Raw genomic sequence first — 16,526 nt, forward strand, 5'->3', positions numbered from 1 at the left:
GGTAAAACGTGAAAGGATGAAGTAAAAGGAGAGATACAGATGAAGAAAACAGCCAAAGCGGCATCCATTCTGACCCTTGCAGCGGGAATATCAGCGGCTTCAGCTGCCGGAATAACGCCTCTTCCGGAGACACACGCGCAAGAAGCGGTCAAAATTGACGATCTGTACAGCTACCCGCTTGACTCTTATCTCGTTTCCGCGGAAGCATTGAACGTCAGAACAAAAGCATCAGCAGCCAGTCCGAGAGCTGATACCCTTCATTTAGGCGACAGCTTAAAGATCGTTTCATTCCAGAACGCTGACTGGGCAAAAGTACATTATAAAAACAGAAAAACAGGATTTGTATCTACTCATTATATTGTTAAAGAAGCAACAACCGTAAAAACGACGGCAAAAACAAAAGTATATACAGACAAACAAGCGGTCAAAGCTTCCCTTGCCAAAAACACGAGCGTTTCTTTCCTCGGATGGAAAAAGACAGCCGGCGGCGGCATTGATTTCGGCTGGGCGCTTGTCGATTACGGGGGCGCAACGGGATATATCAGCACAAAAGATCTGCAAAAACTGACATAATATCAAAACGGATTTCGCAAATTCAGCGCGAAATCCGTTTTTTCTTTCTTGAGCAGTCAGAAACGTCTAAGGTTCGAAATATTTCTCAGGAAATATTGTCGGATGAAGATGAATGTATACGACTCTAAAATGGCTTCTTTATGTAATCCGCCAGGCGTTTGGCATTGTCACGGATAGCCGCAGCATCGGCGCTGCTAACCCCGTACATCGCGAAAGCCGGCAAATAGGTCATTCCCGTAAAATTAGCCATTGCCTGAAACGGCCTTAAGAGCTCGCTCAGTGAAAAATGGTTGGACCCGCCTGCCTGATATGCATCCTCTCCGGCACCTACAGAAACAGCCAGCAGCAATTCTTTGCCGTGCAGCGCCTTTCCTTTGGAACCGTAAGCCCAGCCATACGCCAGCACATGATCCATCCATGTTTTTAAAAGCGGAGGCGCACTGTACCAGTACAGCGGGAATTGAAATACGATCCGGTCATACTGTTCACACAGCTGCCGTTCCTTTTCCCCATCTATTTTCCCGTCCGGATATTCTTTATAAAGCTCACGGACCGTGATGTCATCATGATTTTTTAATTCTTCTGTCCACGCCTTATTGACCGCTGAGTTGTCCATGTCAGGATGAACCGCTAATACCAATACTTTCACAGCTACCACACCTTTCCCTTTTGACTGTATTTTACCTAATCTTTGCCGGTTCAGCCAAATAAAAAGAAAGCCCCCGAGAAAAATGAGGCTTTCTTTTTTATTTTATTCCGGGCTTCCTTCGGTTGTTTCGATATCCTTCGCAAAATTCGGATTATCTAAATTTGCGTTGAAAAAGTCCGCCGTATTCGGAAGCTTGAGGTTCATATTCATTTTTTGAGAAATGGTCACTTTACAATCTTTAATGACATAGTCAAACACGTGTCCCCCGGAATTGCGTCCTTCATCAATGAAGTGCAGGTGATATCCGGAAACAGCGATGCCGTTTGCGTAACCCGGCGTCCAGAAGCCGGCGATTGTACCCTGAATGTCGTCAAAGTTGAACACAGGCTGTGTTTTCACCGCTTCGATCATCGGAACGTACGGTTTCTCCTGGCGTTCTACCGTTCTTGTCTGCACCTTTTTAAATACGCCGTCTAAACGGATCGCATAAAATAAGTTTTTACTAGGCAGAAGGCTGGCGATTTCCTGCTCGAATTCTTCACGGGTCATTTCGCCGTCGATCGTATGCGTCATGTCCGGCGTGAAAAATGTGAATGAGCAGAATGGTGACAGGTCTCCGCCTTTAACAGGCGTAGCCGTTCCGTCGCCGCGCAGACGGTAAAATTCGCCGTCAAATCCGATTAATTCGCCGTCCAGTTTGTTGAACGTGCCGATTCCGAAATCACCGAACTTCGGAATGTCAGCCATATCAAAATCTCCGTCATATACTCCGTCCAGCAGAGATGTCATTGTGGATACTTGATAGATCTGATCCTCAGGTGAGCCTTTTTCTCCGCGGCTCATCATATGGATGTCGCTTGCGTTTTTCATATTCCCTTCACTCCTTTTAAATTGGGCTGTTTTAGAAAACAGGTCATGGTGCGCAGAGTGCTAGAGAGCTTTTGCTTTCATTTTTTCTTTGAATTGCTTCGGAAGCATGTCGCTTGATAAATGGACATTGTCACTGTAATCGACAGGAATGTCAATGATGACAGGGCCTTCTGTGTTCAAGCCTTTTTGCAGCACGTCTGCCAGCTGTTCCGGTGACTCAACGCGCAAGCCGGTGGCGCCGAAGCTTTCTGCATATTTTACGATATCAATGTTTCCGAAATCTACGCATGATGTACGGTTATATTTTTTCATTTGCTGGAATGCGACCATATCATATGTGCTGTCATTCCATACAAGGTGAACGATCGGCGCTTTTAAGCGGACTGCCGTTTCCAATTCCATTGCAGAGAACAAGAATCCTCCGTCTCCTGAAACGGATACGACTTTTTCACCCGGATTCACCAATGTGGCGGCAATCGCCCAAGGAAGCGCTACGCCCAATGTCTGCATGCCGTTGCTGATCAACAGTTTCAGCGGCTCATAAGCGCGGAAGTAGCGGGACATCCAGATCGCGTGAGAACCGATATCGCAAGTGACGGTTACGTCGTCATCAATTGCACTGCGCAGTTCTTGGACGATTTGCAGAGGATGCACTCTGTCGGATTTATGATCGCTTGGCGCCTTCTCGCTGTCTGTGAGCATCTGTTTTAACTCGCTCAGCACTTCTTTTTCACGGCTGCCCATATCAAATGTCACAGCGTCGTGTTCAATTTGTTTAACCGTAGCGGCGATATCGCCTAATAATTCTAATTCCGGCTGATAGGCATGATCGATGTCGGCCTGGATTTCGTCAAGATGGATAATAGCACGGTCACCGTTTACGTTCCAGAACTTCGGATCGTATTCAATCGGATCATAACCGATCGTTAATACGACATCCGCCTGTTCAAGCAGAAGATCGCCCGGCTGGTTGCGGAACAGTCCGATCCGGCCGAAATATTGGTCTTCCAGCTCTCTGGACAATGTGCCGGCCCCTTGGTACGTTTCTACGAAAGGCAGTTTTGTTTTGGCAAGCAGTTTGCGGATTTGTTTTACCGCTTCCGGTCTTCCGCCTTTCATGCCGACTAACAGAACGGGAAGTTTCGCCGTCTGGATTTTCGCGATAGCCGCGCTGACCGCTTCTTCCGGTGCAGGGCCTTGTTTCGGCGCCGGCACGCTGCGTACGTTTTTCACATTTGTGATTTCATTCACAACATCCTGCGGAAAGCTCACAAAAGCCGCGCCTGCCTGACCTGCTGACGCTGCCCTGAAGGCGTTTGTTACCGCTTCTGGTATATTCCCTGTTTCCTGTACTTCTACACTGTATTTTGTAATCGGCTGAAATAGCGCCGCATTGTCCAATGATTGGTGTGTCCGTTTTAACCGGTCTGCGCGAATTACGTTACCCGCCAGCGCCACTACCGGATCACCTTCTGTATTAGCCGTTAACAAGCCGGTCGCCAAGTTGGATGCCCCCGGGCCTGAAGTAACGAGACAAACGCCTGGTTTTCCAGTCAGTCTTCCGACAGCCGCAGCCATAAATGCAGCGTTCTGTTCGTGACGGCATAAAACCAGTTCAGGTCCTTTATCTTTTAACGCATCAAATACTGCATCAATTTTTGCACCCGGAATGCCAAAAACATGTGTGACACCTTGCTCCACTAAGCAATCAACAACAAGCTCCGCCCCCCGATTTTTTTCAGAGGTTTTTAGTTCATTTGTTGCTTTTGCCAACACCCTCACTCCTTATTATGCATATTAAATATAAAATTTTAAGTAATTTGTGATATTATTCACTATACACTCTTTGGAAATTGACCTCCAATATCAATTCGCCGTATGATTAATATGTTTCACGAATAATTAACAAAGAGAAAGGAATGGATAAGGATGGAGCTTCGCCATCTTCAATACTTTATTGCCGTTGCCGAAGAACTTCATTTCGGCAAAGCTGCGCTTCGGTTAAATATGACACAGCCGCCTCTCAGCCAGCAGATCAAACAGCTTGAGAAGGAAGTCGGCGTGACCTTATTAAAGCGCACGAAACGGGTTGTAGAGCTTTCAGCTGCCGGAGAAAGTTTTTTAAAACACAGCCGAAACGCGATCGAAGAAATAGACAAAGCGATTGAAATGGCGCAGAGAACGGCGCGGGGAGAGCTCGGCCGCCTTGTCGTCGGTTTTGTCGGCTCGGCCACATATGAATTTCTGCCGCCGATCATTCGGGAATTCCGCGAAAAATTCCCCTCCGTCAAGCTTGATCTGCGTGAAATTTCTTCTTTCAGACAGCAGGAAGAACTTCTGAAGGGGAACATTGATATCGGCATCCTTCATCCGCCTTTACAGCATTCCGCGTTACATATGGAAAAGGTGCAGAGCAGTCCGTGCATTCTGGCTTTGCCGAAGCAGCACCCGCTTACCGCTAAACAGACAATCGACATTCAGGATTTAAAAAATGAACCGATTATCACACTGTCGAAAGAAACATGGCCGACTTTATACCTAGAGTTTGTAAACTACTGCGAGCAGGCGGGCTTCAAACCGAAAATCGTTCAGGAAGCGACGGAGTATCAAATGGTGATCGGATTGGTTAGTGCCGGTATCGGTGTAACCTTCGTGCCTTCTTCTGCTAAAAAGCTGTTTAATCTCGAAGTCGCCTACCGCGGCATTAATCAGGTGCAGCTCACTGCCGAATGGGTCATTGCCTACCGCAAGGATAATCAAAATCCGATTCTGAAACATTTTCTGGATATTATGAATAAACGCCAGGCTTTATTGCAGGCGGATAAGGAAAATGCATAAAAAAGAGGGCCGCCGAAAGCAGCCTCTTTTTTTGTGCTTTTATGGATTTTTACTAAATTGGTAGAAACGCTCAGTACACCTTACGACCTGTACCCGTATACATACAGTACAACTGATCAGGAGGGATAAAAATAACGGGGCGGCAATGACCCATCTAAAAGGAGGCAGAACACATTACACATATTACCGTCATTTTGACCCTGATTTCTTTCTTTGTGACCATTATTTTTATATTTTGGAGACCCGGGGGATTAAATGAAGCCGTTCCGGCGTCGCTGGGCGCCATTCTCGTTTTGTTATGCGGAACCGTTTCCTTTCATGATTTGGGGGATATAGGGTCAAAAGTCACCGGAGCATCAATAACCATTATCTCCACAATGATTATGGCGATCGCGCTGGAAAGCTTCGGTTTTTTTAACTGGGCGGCGGCCAAACTGCTTCACCGCGCCAAGGGATCGGGCATCCGGCTTTTTTGGCTGACCAACCTGCTCTGTTTTTCAATGACGCTCTTTCTGAATAATGACGGGAGCGTATTAATCACCACTCCTATTTTACTATTGGTCTTACAATATCTCGGACTTAAAAGACATCAGAAAACACCGTATTTAATAAGCGGCGTATTAATTGCGACGGCGGCAAGCACCCCGATCGGCGTCAGTAATATCGTCAATTTAATTTCTCTCAAAATGATAGGCATGGACCTTTATTTGTACACCAATATGATGTTTATCCCCGGCACGCTGGGACTGGTGTTTATGGCCTTTCTGCTGTTTGCCGTTTTTTACCGCCGTTTGCCGAAACAGCTCCCCGATATTCCGGTTCATTTTGATTCGCTGGAACACAAACGATATCATCCGCTTCAGCCTCCGCCGGACTTGAGCCAAAACAGCCGTACGAACATCATGTTTTGTGTTTTGGTATTTGTATTGTTCGTCCGGATCAGCCTGTTTGCAGCTTCTTACAACGGCATATCCGTTTCGCTCGTGGCTGTCATCAGTTCAGTCATCCTGCTTTGCTGGAGATGGTTTTATTTAAAAATCGGACCGGCAGACTTATTAAGAAAAGCGCCTTGGCATATCTTTATTTTTGCCTTCACGATGTACATTATCATCTACGGACTGCATAATATCGGACTGACGGCGCTGCTTGTTCAGTCTATTGAGCCTTATGTCTCACAAAGCATTGCCCACGCCGCAACTATTATGGGCATTGCTACATCCGTCCTCTCTAATTTGTTCAATAACCATCCCGCCTTAATGATCAGCACTTTGACATTAACTGAAATGTCCATCGACCCATTAACCGTAAAAATCATTTATCTGGCTAATATTATCGGCAGTGATATCGGATCATTGCTTCTGCCGATCGGGACATTAGCCACGCTGATCTGGATGCATATCATCAGACAGCACGGCGAAAAAGTTTCTTGGTCAGAATATATCAAAACGACCATTGTCGTTGTCCCTCTCACCGTCGTGTTTACCATTACCGTTTTATATGTTTGGATCAGTTGGATTTACCTTTAGCTCCGATGAAAAAAACTGCCTGCTGTATAAGAGAGGCAGTTTTATCATTTATGGCAGGTGCATGGTTTTTAAATGATTCAATTTCCAAAAAACAGTATCGCCGTCTGCATTGGTCAATTCAAGAATATTATCTGAGACATCCTGTAACAGCCCCACTTTATTCGGTATATCTCCTAAATCCAGAATAATCAGCTTCCCGATATATCTTTTTAATTGCTCCTCAAAATTCCGGACAAGGGGCACATTAGCGGGAACAACCGGCAGCTCTGAACTGTTTAAAGTATACGGCGTCTGCTCATCGGAATAGGGTGTCAGCCATTTCAAATGATGCATCGAGATGAAAAGAGTCTTATAAACCGGAGAGAAGAAAACAAAATAATCATTTAAAACACTTGTCACATACCCATGGATGGAACGGTCTCCCGTGACGAAAATTTCTGTAAATCTGCCTTTTATATGCTGGAGGGTATTCCGGTAAGAAAATGAATGTTCCTGTTTTTCGGGATGCGGACTTTTTTTTCTTGCGTACGGTTCTTTATTCTCTTCGTCCGGGAGCGTCAATGTCATCCTCTGAAGATGCAGCAGCGGAATATAAAGAAACGTCCGGCCGTCATGAATCACAATGATATCCTGACCGATATCCAAAAGAGTTCCTGAAAATGTCGTATTCCCCGATATCTCAATATCGACTTGTTTATCCAGAAATCTGCTTAATCCAGCCATTTCATTCCCCCCTCTCCCGCGTTTACGGACAATCTTTCCAATCATTTACGGCCGTGTTTCCACCGATAATCTATTGTCCTTAATACAGTGGCGTAGCTATAAGAGTTCTCTTCCTCCCGTTTTGAGGATCGAACGGATCTTGATGATCTTTTCGACTTTTTAGAGGAAGTACGCTGCTCTTCGCGTGATTCTTCTTCATGTGACTTTTCTTCTTCGGCGCTCTCTTTCTCACCTTTATTCTCGTCGTCTTTATTCTCCTCTTTTTTAGCTGCTCCTTTTGCCCCTTCGCTGATGCTCTTGATATGAAAAGGATAGATCCGCAGCACTTCTTTATCTTTCACAAGAGTGTAGTGGCCGTCGGAATTATCCACAAGTATACCTTCAACGGCTTCAGGACCTCCGCGGTTGATGGATACCCATTTGTGGATCAGGCGTTTAAATATGCCGTGAAAATCATCAGCCATTTCAAATTCCGGGCGCTCCTCCTCTTGGCCGTCCTCTTCTTGTTCCGCGCTGATGCTTTTGACATGGTCGGCGTTAAAATATACGATTCCGTCATCTTCCGTTTCCAGCACGAGAAAATCATCCCCTGTTTCGTGAAGCTTTCCTCTTTTCGATTCGGGACCTCCCTGATTCAATTGCACCGTGCGATTGGTCATCCGGCTGATCAGGTCTTGAAAATCATCAGCTTTTTCACATTCTGCCGCTTCGGCCGGCGATACGGTTTCACTCGTATTTTCCGTCACACTTTTCACGTGTTTCCATTGATAATAAACGATTTTATTATCAACCTGAAGAGCGATATAATCCGATTGAATGTCTGCTAATCTCCCTGTCTTGGACTCCGGGCCTCCCCGGTAGACAGTAATTACTTTTCCTTCCATTGCATGCAAAAAGTTGTCATCAGACCGATGCCGCTTCGTATTGCGTTTCATCTATTATCCTCCTAGTCATTTTTCTCATAATGTAAAAAGCATAATGCATATATACGTATCACGATTATTTTCGGGAACTGATTCACCAGCCTATTTGTAAAAAATCTTTCTTCATTTCCAAATCAGATATTCCACCGCTCTAACTCACTGCTGATGAAGGCGGACCGCTCCTTAATGTATTCGCAAATCACATCAGGCTCCCGGTCAAAGCAATCAATCTCCTCTTTCTTATAAGGATCCTTTGCGACATGCGGCCTGATCTGCTCATACAGTGACATGACCTTCGGCTTCATATGTTCAATGGTAAACCGGGTCTGAAGCGTTTCTTCCAAAAGCTGTTTGTACGCTTTGCGGAAATACGGTTCATCCAGAAGCCTTGCAGTCAAGGTATTAAACCCTTGTATTCTGACATAATCGGCGTCCATCCGATCACCGTGAATGTCTCTTCCCCATGTCGCATCGTAATCCCACGGAATGACTTCAAAAAGTCCCGTTTCATGATTCCGGTACAAAGCGTAATTATGAACAAACCCATCGTAGTTTGAGGTAAACACGATGCCCGCAAGCCACCGCAAATACTTATCGGCGTCCAAGTGTTTGACGATCTCCCCCTTGAACTCTGACTTCGGCACGGTATTAATTTTATAGATCATGTCCTGCAAGTATAAATCGTCTTCTTTCGTTCCCGTTTTCTTTTCATAACCAAGTTCGAGCGATGTTTTTGTATCCCGCTCCAGATCACTGACGAGGGAGAAATTGGCGTCGTCATCAACCGCGTAAAAAACAGCCCCTTCCGCCAAATTCCGTTTCGCCAGAAAATATTCATCCACTGACTCCAGCTCAAGATACACCCCCTCATGTCTGCCATTGATTTGCAGGGTTACGAAATTCGCCTTTGGTGACAGCGTCCCAAGCTCCGCGAAGAAATCGAGAGACAGCTTATTCCTCATCATCGACGGATCTTTGTATTCAGCGTTTAAATGTATCTCTTTCGCCCTGCGAAATGTTTTCGGCGAATAAAAAGCGATGTGATACGATTTTTTCTTGAAATCTCTTATATGAGAGCCGCGGTACGCCAGATCAATGTCAAGCCGTTTTTGATTCACTCTCAGCACCGCGGGCACCGGATCATCATCCCAAATGTCTTTTTTCAGCTCCATTAAGTCTTTCGGGTGAATAAACAGCTGGTACAGAGGCAATGTTGATTGGTCTTTCATCAGTAACCCTCCCTGTATTAATTTAGGCTGTGCTTTTTATATAAAACTCAGCGAATCACACATACACTTTTTTCATTCATGCGTACTATGTGGTAGTAAGGATCGCATCCTTAAAACATATATCATGAGGAGGTTTCAAAATGGGCCACTATTCCCATTCTGATATCGAAGAAGCAGTAAAGTCCGCAAGCACCGAGGGATTGGAAGATTATTTGTACCAAGAACCAAAAAGCAGTAAGAAGAGAAAATCTCGCAGTCATAAAAAATCGTGCCGCTCTCACAAAAAATCTCGCAGCCATAAAAAATCGTGCCGCTCTCACAAAAAATCTCGCAGCCATAAAAAATCCCGTTCTCACAAAAAATCTCGCAGCCATAAAAAATCCCGTTCTCACAAAAAATCTCGCAGCCATAAAAAATCCCGTTCTCACAAAAAATCTCGCAGCCATAAAAAATCCCGTTCTCACAAAAAATCCCGCAGCCATAAAAAGTCCCGTTCTCACAAAAAATCTCGCAGCCGTAAAAAATCGTGCCGCTCTCACAAAAAATCTCGCAGCCACAAAAAATCATGCCGCCGCAAGAAAAAACGCACGCAGAAAAAACCTTATCGTCCTCATAAAAAAGACCCTTGCAAAAAAGACGATTACTGCAGCAAAACAGAGTACTGGAAAGACGGGAACATCTGGGTTGTAAAGAAAAACTACAAGTAACGCCATTTGTAAATAGGCTGCCGGCTAAACGGAAGCCTTTTTCCTCAATCAGATATATGCCACGTGATAAGATATGCAGCCGGTTTTCTTTTGTTGTGTTTCCGAATTTTCTTTCTGTATAATCAGGTCATACGATAAAGAAAGGCGGCCGAAATCATGCATATCTTACGAGCAGACGAACTGAACGCAAAAGACACTTACAAATTGCTTTCGGGCACAGTCGTTCCCCGGCCGATCGCATTTGTCACGACGCGGTCATCCATCAACGGCGCCGTAAACGCGGCGCCCTTCAGTTTCTATAACGTTGTCTCCGCAGAACCGCCGCTTCTGGCCATCTCTGTCAGCCGCGCGGACGGACGGCAGAAAGACACCGCGAGAAACGCAATCGCTCATCGGGAATTCGTGGTGCACGTCAGTGATGAGTCCATTATTGAAGACATTAACAAAACGGCGGCAAGGCTTGATCCTGATGTCAGTGAACTTGGCATGACAGACCTTTCTGTGACAGACAGCGCCTGCATCAGCGTACCCGGTATAAAAGAAGCAAAAGTCAGGTTTGAATGTATACTCGAACGCCATCTTCCGTTTCAAAATGACAGCGGAGAAACGACGACAGACCTCATCATCGGCAGAGTCGTTTGTTTTCATTTGAATGACCAAGTATATGACGCCGATAAAGGCTACATACGGACAGATGAGCTGAAGCCTGCGGCAAGGCTCGCGGGGAATGAATACGCCAGACTCGGGAAGACATATACGCTCGTCCGCCCGACCTGAAGCAGGAACTATTATAATAGAAGAAACTAGTCAAAAAGACCCCTTTCGAAAGGGGTCTTTTTGAGTCTTTTACCATTAAACTCCGCCTAATGTCTTATAGAATGCTGAAACTTGCAAGGCCCTCACCCGTATGAAACGAGTGACACATTTTTAGGAGGCAGACGATGGATTTCATTCAGTTACTGATTTTTTCAGCCGTATTTATTTTGCTCAGCCTTATGTTTCAAGTATTTGCCGTCAAAGTTCTCCATTTTCCAAATCCTGTTAAAAAGCAGAAGCCGATAAACAGCACATATCGATTAATCGAAATCACACTGCTTATTACGGGCATCGCAGCGGTGACTTTTTTCAATGAAATGTACGTATTTGCGGGAGTTGTTTTCATGCTATTTTGCTGCAGCGGCTTAATGGAATGGCGGCACCGGCGGGAGGAAAAGCAATATGTGTACGATTCGTTTTACGCAGGTCTTTCTGCCGCTCTTGGCGTGCTTATTTTTTTCATCAGTTAGCGTATCATGCTCTATACTCCTGCGGCCGCTCCGTCGCCGCGCGGGTCGGCCCCGCCTTGGAGAAAGCCTTCTTCATCAATGACGATCACTGCCGCATGGCCCATAAGCCCGTCAAAATCACCAACGGTCTCGACGCGGTGGCCGCTCTGCCTTAGGGCTTCTCTCGTTTCAGGGCTGATTCTGCTTTCAACCCTCAGCCCTTCATACTCCTCTCCCCATGTCCGTCCCCAGACCCAGCGAGGCTCATTGATCGCCTGCTGCGGGTCCATTTTGTAATCAATGATGCGCGTAATCATCGCTGTCTGAGTTTGCGGCTGGCCTTCTCCTCCCTGGGTTCCGTACAGGATGTGCGGCTTTCCTTCTTTACAGGCCATCGCCGGCATGAGGGTGTGGAACGTCCGCTTGCCGGGTTCGAGCGTATTGACATGGAATTCATCCAGCGAAAAAAATGACCCGCGGTTTTGCAGTAAAATACCTGTCTCCCCCGCCGTAACGGCAGATCCAAACTCGAAATAGAGGCTCTGTATAAAGGAAACGGCATTTCCTTCCGCATCTCTGACGGCGGCATAAGCAGTGTCGCTTCCGACCGGACGGCTTACCGCCGGCGCAGCCGTGTAACCGATTTCTTCCGCCAGCTGCTTTGCATACCGTTTATCAAGCAGCCGGTCCAGCGGAATATGAGAAAATGCCGGATCAGTCAGCACTTCATTCCGGTGCTGAAAACTCTTCTTCAGCGCCTCGATCAGCAGATGATAATATTCAAAGGAGCCGTGTTCAATCTGAGAAAAATCATAGTTTTCCAATATATTGAGCGTCATTAAGCCTGTAAAGCCCTGTGAATTCGGCGGAGCCTGATAGATGCGGTACCCGCGGTAATCAGAGGATACCGGGTTCGTCCACTCGCCGCGGTGGGCTTTAAAGTCATCAAGTGTCAGACGGCTGCCGTTGTTTTGCAGAAAGGATGTGATGCTTTGAGCGAGATCTCCTTCATAAAAAGCGCCTCTGCCTTTCTCGGCAAGCTGTTCCAAGCTGGCCGCCAGATCCTTCTGGACAAACCGTTCACCGGGCATGGGCGCTTTTTTGTTTCTCGTAAAAATGGCCGAGGTGTAAGGCGTCGAGGCTAAAAGAGCGAGATTGCGTTCTGTGTGGGCGCACTGGTCGGCGGACACTGGAAATCCGTTTGCCGCATAATCAAGAGCAGGCTTCAGCACCTCAGCGAGCGAAAGACGCCCGTACGCCGAAAGCACGGCATCCCAGCTGTCCGCCATTCCCGGAACGGTAATGGCGCTTTCTGGCCCGCGCAGAGGGATCGCTTCTCTGCCCCGATACAAGTCTCTCGTCACATGCTTCCCTGAACGGCCGCTCCCGTTATAAGCTTTGATTCGTCCCGTTTCTTTATGGTAAGTGAGCCAAAATGAATCCCCGCCAAGACCCGTCATATGCGGATACACGACTGCCAGGCAGGCGCTGACCGCCACTGCCGCGTCAAACGCGTTTCCGCCCTTTTCCAGAATGCCGGCCCCCGCCTGAGAAGCAAGATAATGCGGACTGACGACCATTTGTTTCGTTCCGATGGTTGAAGTATTCATGGCAAGCCCCTTTACAAATTTTCTCAAGTATAAAAAGCGGCATCGCCGGCATCCACTTTCCTGAAAGAAAAGCTCACACACTATTTACTTTCCGATAAGAAATAATCCTTAATCATTACGTAACGAAAACATTAAAAAAATTTCTCCTTCATACCGTAACATTTCATGATACAATAATATCCACCAAATGAAGGAAGGTGAAGCCGGTTGGAACATGAGTACAGCATTCCGAATCTTGTCCTTGATGAAACGGATAAACAGATTCTCTCGATTTTGCACGAGGAAGGGAGGATTTCCTATACAGACTTAGGAAAGCGGGTTAACCTGTCGCGAGTGGCGGTTCAGCACCGCATTCAGCATTTACTGGATGCCGGTGTGATTGAAAAATTCACCGCTGTCATCAACCCGGCGAAAATCGGCCGTCATGTGTCCGTGTTTTTTAACGTGGAGGTGGAGCCGCAGTATTTGGAGGAAACCGCATTAAAGCTTGAAAAGGAGCCGGCGGTGACAAGCCTTTATCATATGACCGGACCGAGCAAGCTGCATATGCACGGCATTTTCGCAAATGATCAGGAGATGGAAGAGTTTTTGACAAAACGGCTCTATACGCAAAAAGGCGTCGTCAGCGTCGACTGCCAAATGCTGATTAAACGGTATAAAAGCAGAACGGGCATGAAGCTGTAAGGAGGACATAGCCATGAAACATCCCTATTGGGACATTACGGCGGCGATGGTCCGAACGGGCATTCTCGGATTCGGAGGCGGCCCGTCGGTGATCCCGCTCATCCGCCATGAAGCCGTCAATAAATACAAATGGATAGATGATGATGAATTCGGAGAAATATTAGCGATCGCTAATGCGCTTCCCGGACCGATTGCCACAAAAATGGCGGCGTATCTGGGCTTCAAGCTGAAAGGCACGTTAGGCGCAATCGCGGCAACCCTCGCACATATTCTGCCTACATGTCTCGCTATGGCGGGCTTGTTTGCGGCTGTCAATGTCTTAAGCCGCTCAGCAATCGTTGCCGGCATGATTGGCGCCGTAACACCGGTGATCGCCGTCATGCTCGGCATCATGGCGTACGAGTTTGGCCAAAAAGCGCTTAAAGGTTTCGGCTGGGTCACGGGCATCCTGTTTTTTATCATCGCTTTTATCGGCCTGCAAACGTTACAGATCAATCCCGGCTTTGTCATTATCATTTTCTTAGCGTACGGCGCGTTTCATTTTAAATTAAAGGACAAAATCACAAATAAACGTTCAAAAGATAAAGGAATGTCTGCCTCATGATCTTGATTTATGTATTTATGGCGTTTTTTGTCGCAAACGTACTCGGATATGGAGGCGGACCGGCGTCGATCCCGCTGATGTTTGAAGAAGTCGTCAACAGATACAGGTGGCTCTCAAACGATCAATTCTCAAATATGCTCGCACTTGCGAACGCATTGCCGGGCCCGATCGCAACCAAAATCGCGGCGTATGTCGGCTACAGCGCAGGCGGGTGGCCCGGGTTCCTGATTGCGCTGATCGCCACCGTCGTACCGTCGGCGCTCGCATTGATCGTCCTCTTGCGCATCATTCAGCGCTTCCGCCAATCCCCCGTCATCAAAGGTATGACGCTGTCCGTCCAGCCTGTCATCGCCGTCATGATGCTCATTCTTACCTGGCAAATCGGCGCAGACGGCATCAAAGCGATCGGCTGGGTTCAAGCGATAGTGATTGCGGGGATCTCCCTCCTTGCCTTGACAAAATTCAAGATGCATCCGGCCTTCCTGATTATCGCGGCGTTTTTGTATGGAGGGCTTGTGATCCCTCATTTATAAAGAAAAGCACCTGGACAGGTGCTTTTTTATTTTGGCCCGGAAATACCGTTTGATATGACAACTGTTTCTTCTCCTGCATCACTCTTGATGATTTGCTTGACTTGCAGCGTTGCGCCTGCCATTCTCACAGATTGCTGAACCTGAGGCGAATTGGTTTCAGCCTGTACCCAAACAGAAGTCGGCGCTTTCCAAGCTAGAAAGAGTGCAAGAATCAATATACCAGAGATAACCAGCAGCAGCTTCATATCGCATCACTTCTTTTCAATAAACGGCTCGCAGCAGACAAAGCCTGATGATCATGAAGAATATCACCGGGACGATTGCCTTCTCCCAGCACATAGCCTTTAAAGGACATCCCCATAAAATGAAAAATATGTTCAAATTGCTGAATCAGCGGCAGCCCTTTTAGTTTAGGATTGTCCCCTCCCACTGCTGTTACATATGCCTGCTTCGCTGACATTTGCTGTTTAAAATCAGGAAACCTCGGATCTCTCAGCGTCTGTGACCAGCGATCAATAAACAGCTTTAATGTCCCTGACATGCCAAACCAATAAATTGGGGTGGCAAATACAAGAATATCGCACGGCAAAATCCGCTCAATAATAGAATCGCAGTCATCTTGAACAGGGCGAAAGCCGCCTTGGGCGTGACGCAGATCTTCAACTGGCCGTATCCGATATTTCCGCAAATGAATGTGCTCCGCATCGAATCCTTGAACAGCCTTCTCCGCAAGAATATCCGTATTTCCGCCAGACCGGGTTCCGCCATTAATAACCGCAATTTTCATGATGCATCTGCTCCTTTGTTTACGAATGATTTTCTTCATCATATAATGGATTCATCAATCAATACAGATGATTATTTCGATTGTTTCAATCGATAAAACCGATTTAGAAAGGGCGAGATCCAATGGAATTGAAGCAGCTGATCACCTTTATTACCGCAGCAGAACACGTAAACTTCACCCTAACGGCCAAGATGCTTAACTATGCACAATCAAGCGTTACCTCTCAGATCAAATCACTGGAAGAAGAAATCGGGACTCCTTTATTTGAACGGCTCGGCAAGCGGCTTTTCCTGACAGAAGCCGGCAAAACGTTCAAATCCTATGCGGAGAAGATCATTGCGTTAACAGAAGAAGCAAAAATGGCCGCAAATCAAGCAAGAGAAACAACCGGAACCTTGAAAATCGGCGCGACGGAAAGCCAGTGCACATACCGCCTTCCGCCTATCATAAAAGAATTCAAACAGGCTTTTCCTCAAGTAAAGCTCATATTCAAACCGTATATTTCCAACGAACAAGCGAAAGAACAGCTCTTGCAGGGCCAGCTTGATATCACTTTCATTTTGGATGTGAACCGAACGGAAGACGCACTGCACGTTGAATCTCTGATTCAGGATGAAATCAAAATGGTAGCCGCCAATGACCATCCTTTTCCAGCAGATTCACCAGCAACATTGAAGGATCTTCAAAACGAAACCCTTCTGCTGACAGAGGACGGCTGTTCATATCGCACGCTCTTTGAGAACACTTTACATGACGCCGGAGTCTACCCTAATAAATTAGAATTCGTCAGCATAGAAGCCATCAAACAATGCGTGATGGCCGGACTCGGAATTGGACTATTGCCTGAAATGACAGTAAAAGACGATATTGCCGAAGGACGGATGAAAGAACTCAACTGGCAGAATGAATGCCCCGTTTTTACTCAATTAGCATGGCATAAGGACAAGTGGATGTCTGCACCATTAAAGGCATTTATCGATTTGACGCGAAAAACATTTAAATAAA

19 protein-coding genes are annotated in these 16,526 nt (G+C 46.6%); 10 read left to right on the top strand and 9 right to left on the bottom strand.

Annotated elements, in window-relative coordinates; translation table 11 throughout:
• Positions 1-39 precede the first annotated feature (39 nt).
• The gene (locus ACWJJ5_RS02525; RefSeq protein ID WP_070082485.1) at positions 40-573 is read left to right on the top strand and encodes an SH3 domain-containing protein; all 534 of its coding nucleotides are present in this window, start codon (positions 40-42) and stop codon (positions 571-573) included.
• 124 nt (positions 574-697) lie between these two features.
• Here ACWJJ5_RS02525 and ACWJJ5_RS02530 read toward each other — a convergent pair whose 3' ends face one another.
• From ACWJJ5_RS02530 to alsS, 3 genes are all read right to left on the bottom strand, one after another.
• Positions 698-1,222 carry an NAD(P)H-dependent oxidoreductase gene (locus ACWJJ5_RS02530; RefSeq protein ID WP_003151320.1) on the bottom strand — a complete coding sequence of 175 codons (525 nt, stop codon included), beginning with the start codon at positions 1,220-1,222 and terminating at the stop codon, positions 698-700.
• Between the two features lie 102 nt (positions 1,223-1,324).
• Positions 1,325-2,092 (bottom strand): acetolactate decarboxylase, encoded by a 768-nt coding sequence (budA, locus tag ACWJJ5_RS02535; RefSeq protein ID WP_003151318.1) that lies wholly within the window; start codon positions 2,090-2,092, stop codon positions 1,325-1,327.
• 60 nt (positions 2,093-2,152) lie between these two features.
• Positions 2,153-3,865: an acetolactate synthase AlsS gene (gene alsS, locus ACWJJ5_RS02540; RefSeq protein WP_176283576.1), complete on the bottom strand. Its 1,713-nt coding sequence runs from the start codon at positions 3,863-3,865 to the stop codon at positions 2,153-2,155.
• Between the two features lie 156 nt (positions 3,866-4,021).
• On the opposite strand from alsS, the gene alsR reads away from it, so the two are divergent.
• On the top strand, positions 4,022-4,930 hold the full coding sequence (alsR, locus tag ACWJJ5_RS02545; RefSeq protein WP_007407528.1) for an acetoin biosynthesis transcriptional regulator AlsR: 909 nt from the start codon (positions 4,022-4,024) through the stop codon (positions 4,928-4,930).
• Between the two features lie 194 nt (positions 4,931-5,124).
• Positions 5,125-6,456, top strand: coding sequence for an arsenic transporter (locus tag ACWJJ5_RS02550; RefSeq protein ID WP_070082487.1), 1,332 nt, complete (start codon positions 5,125-5,127; stop codon positions 6,454-6,456).
• Between the two features lie 48 nt (positions 6,457-6,504).
• Here ACWJJ5_RS02550 and ACWJJ5_RS02555 read toward each other — a convergent pair whose 3' ends face one another.
• From ACWJJ5_RS02555 to ACWJJ5_RS02565, 3 genes are all read right to left on the bottom strand, one after another.
• The gene (locus ACWJJ5_RS02555) at positions 6,505-7,179 is read right to left on the bottom strand and encodes a hypothetical protein (protein ID WP_007407530.1); all 675 of its coding nucleotides are present in this window, start codon (positions 7,177-7,179) and stop codon (positions 6,505-6,507) included.
• A 41-nt stretch (positions 7,180-7,220) separates the two neighbouring features.
• Positions 7,221-8,114, bottom strand: coding sequence for a hypothetical protein (locus ACWJJ5_RS02560; protein ID WP_025853571.1), 894 nt, complete (start codon positions 8,112-8,114; stop codon positions 7,221-7,223).
• A gap of 122 nt (positions 8,115-8,236) precedes the next feature.
• On the bottom strand, positions 8,237-9,331 hold the full coding sequence (locus ACWJJ5_RS02565; RefSeq protein WP_015387604.1) for a CotH kinase family protein: 1,095 nt from the start codon (positions 9,329-9,331) through the stop codon (positions 8,237-8,239).
• 140 nt (positions 9,332-9,471) lie between these two features.
• Here ACWJJ5_RS02565 and cotG point away from each other — a divergent pair, with 140 nt between their 5' ends.
• From cotG to ACWJJ5_RS02580, 3 genes are all read left to right on the top strand, one after another.
• Positions 9,472-10,038 (top strand): spore coat protein CotG, encoded by a 567-nt coding sequence (cotG, locus tag ACWJJ5_RS02570; protein WP_096034907.1) that lies wholly within the window; start codon positions 9,472-9,474, stop codon positions 10,036-10,038.
• Between the two features lie 156 nt (positions 10,039-10,194).
• A complete protein-coding gene (locus ACWJJ5_RS02575) occupies positions 10,195-10,815 on the top strand; it encodes a flavin reductase family protein (RefSeq protein WP_014419051.1) in 621 nt (206 codons plus the stop codon).
• A gap of 164 nt (positions 10,816-10,979) precedes the next feature.
• Positions 10,980-11,324: a DUF4181 domain-containing protein gene (locus ACWJJ5_RS02580; protein ID WP_414094064.1), complete on the top strand. Its 345-nt coding sequence runs from the start codon at positions 10,980-10,982 to the stop codon at positions 11,322-11,324.
• Between the two features lie 11 nt (positions 11,325-11,335).
• Here the strand turns inward: ACWJJ5_RS02580 and ggt are convergent, their stop codons facing one another.
• On the bottom strand, positions 11,336-12,913 hold the full coding sequence (gene ggt / locus ACWJJ5_RS02585; protein ID WP_454022170.1) for a gamma-glutamyltransferase: 1,578 nt from the start codon (positions 12,911-12,913) through the stop codon (positions 11,336-11,338).
• Between the two features lie 207 nt (positions 12,914-13,120).
• On the opposite strand from ggt, the gene ACWJJ5_RS02590 reads away from it, so the two are divergent.
• The 3 genes from ACWJJ5_RS02590 to chrA are packed head-to-tail and all read left to right on the top strand — an operon-like array spanning position 13,121 to position 14,734.
• On the top strand, positions 13,121-13,597 hold the full coding sequence (locus ACWJJ5_RS02590; protein WP_003151298.1) for an Lrp/AsnC family transcriptional regulator: 477 nt from the start codon (positions 13,121-13,123) through the stop codon (positions 13,595-13,597).
• A 13-nt stretch (positions 13,598-13,610) separates the two neighbouring features.
• Complete coding sequence (gene chrB, locus ACWJJ5_RS02595; RefSeq protein WP_025853576.1) at positions 13,611-14,201, top strand: chromate efflux transporter subunit ChrB; 591 nt, start codon at positions 13,611-13,613, stop codon at positions 14,199-14,201.
• Positions 14,198-14,734 (top strand): chromate resistance efflux protein ChrA, encoded by a 537-nt coding sequence (gene chrA, locus ACWJJ5_RS02600; RefSeq protein ID WP_025853577.1) that lies wholly within the window; start codon positions 14,198-14,200, stop codon positions 14,732-14,734. The genes chrB and chrA overlap by 4 nt, the downstream gene beginning before the upstream one ends.
• A gap of 26 nt (positions 14,735-14,760) precedes the next feature.
• On the opposite strand, the gene ACWJJ5_RS02605 is transcribed toward chrA, so the two are convergent.
• The gene (locus ACWJJ5_RS02605) at positions 14,761-14,979 is read right to left on the bottom strand and encodes a hypothetical protein (RefSeq protein ID WP_025853578.1); all 219 of its coding nucleotides are present in this window, start codon (positions 14,977-14,979) and stop codon (positions 14,761-14,763) included.
• Positions 14,976-15,521 (bottom strand): flavodoxin family protein, encoded by a 546-nt coding sequence (locus ACWJJ5_RS02610; protein ID WP_101562507.1) that lies wholly within the window; start codon positions 15,519-15,521, stop codon positions 14,976-14,978. The genes ACWJJ5_RS02605 and ACWJJ5_RS02610 overlap by 4 nt, the downstream gene beginning before the upstream one ends.
• Before the next feature lie 122 nt (positions 15,522-15,643).
• Between ACWJJ5_RS02610 and ACWJJ5_RS02615 the strand changes: the two genes are divergently transcribed.
• Positions 15,644-16,525 (top strand): LysR family transcriptional regulator, encoded by an 882-nt coding sequence (locus tag ACWJJ5_RS02615; protein WP_077722959.1) that lies wholly within the window; start codon positions 15,644-15,646, stop codon positions 16,523-16,525.
• Position 16,526: the final 1 nt, after the last annotated feature.

The organism is Bacillus sp. JK74, assembly GCF_053663395.1.

What these genes read in the sequence shown, in the direction of transcription:
- ACWJJ5_RS02525 (WP_070082485.1), top strand. Translation starts at nt 40, where the DNA reads ATGAAGAAAACAGCCAAAGCGGCATCCATTCTGACCCTTGCAGCGGGA.
- budA (WP_003151318.1), bottom strand. Translation starts at nt 2,092, where the DNA reads ATGAAAAACGCAAGCGACATCCATATGATGAGCCGCGGAGAAAAAGGC.
- alsR (WP_007407528.1), top strand. Translation starts at nt 4,022, where the DNA reads ATGGAGCTTCGCCATCTTCAATACTTTATTGCCGTTGCCGAAGAACTT.
- ACWJJ5_RS02555 (WP_007407530.1), bottom strand. Translation starts at nt 7,179, where the DNA reads ATGGCTGGATTAAGCAGATTTCTGGATAAACAAGTCGATATTGAGATA.
- ACWJJ5_RS02560 (WP_025853571.1), bottom strand. Translation starts at nt 8,114, where the DNA reads ATGAAACGCAATACGAAGCGGCATCGGTCTGATGACAACTTTTTGCAT.
- ACWJJ5_RS02565 (WP_015387604.1), bottom strand. Translation starts at nt 9,331, where the DNA reads ATGAAAGACCAATCAACATTGCCTCTGTACCAGCTGTTTATTCACCCG.
- cotG (WP_096034907.1), top strand. Translation starts at nt 9,472, where the DNA reads ATGGGCCACTATTCCCATTCTGATATCGAAGAAGCAGTAAAGTCCGCA.
- ACWJJ5_RS02575 (WP_014419051.1), top strand. Translation starts at nt 10,195, where the DNA reads ATGCATATCTTACGAGCAGACGAACTGAACGCAAAAGACACTTACAAA.
- ACWJJ5_RS02580 (WP_414094064.1), top strand. Translation starts at nt 10,980, where the DNA reads ATGGATTTCATTCAGTTACTGATTTTTTCAGCCGTATTTATTTTGCTC.
- ggt (WP_454022170.1), bottom strand. Translation starts at nt 12,913, where the DNA reads ATGAATACTTCAACCATCGGAACGAAACAAATGGTCGTCAGTCCGCAT.
- chrB (WP_025853576.1), top strand. Translation starts at nt 13,611, where the DNA reads ATGAAACATCCCTATTGGGACATTACGGCGGCGATGGTCCGAACGGGC.
- chrA (WP_025853577.1), top strand. Translation starts at nt 14,198, where the DNA reads ATGATCTTGATTTATGTATTTATGGCGTTTTTTGTCGCAAACGTACTC.
- ACWJJ5_RS02605 (WP_025853578.1), bottom strand. Translation starts at nt 14,979, where the DNA reads ATGAAGCTGCTGCTGGTTATCTCTGGTATATTGATTCTTGCACTCTTT.
- ACWJJ5_RS02610 (WP_101562507.1), bottom strand. Translation starts at nt 15,521, where the DNA reads ATGAAAATTGCGGTTATTAATGGCGGAACCCGGTCTGGCGGAAATACG.
- ACWJJ5_RS02615 (WP_077722959.1), top strand. Translation starts at nt 15,644, where the DNA reads ATGGAATTGAAGCAGCTGATCACCTTTATTACCGCAGCAGAACACGTA.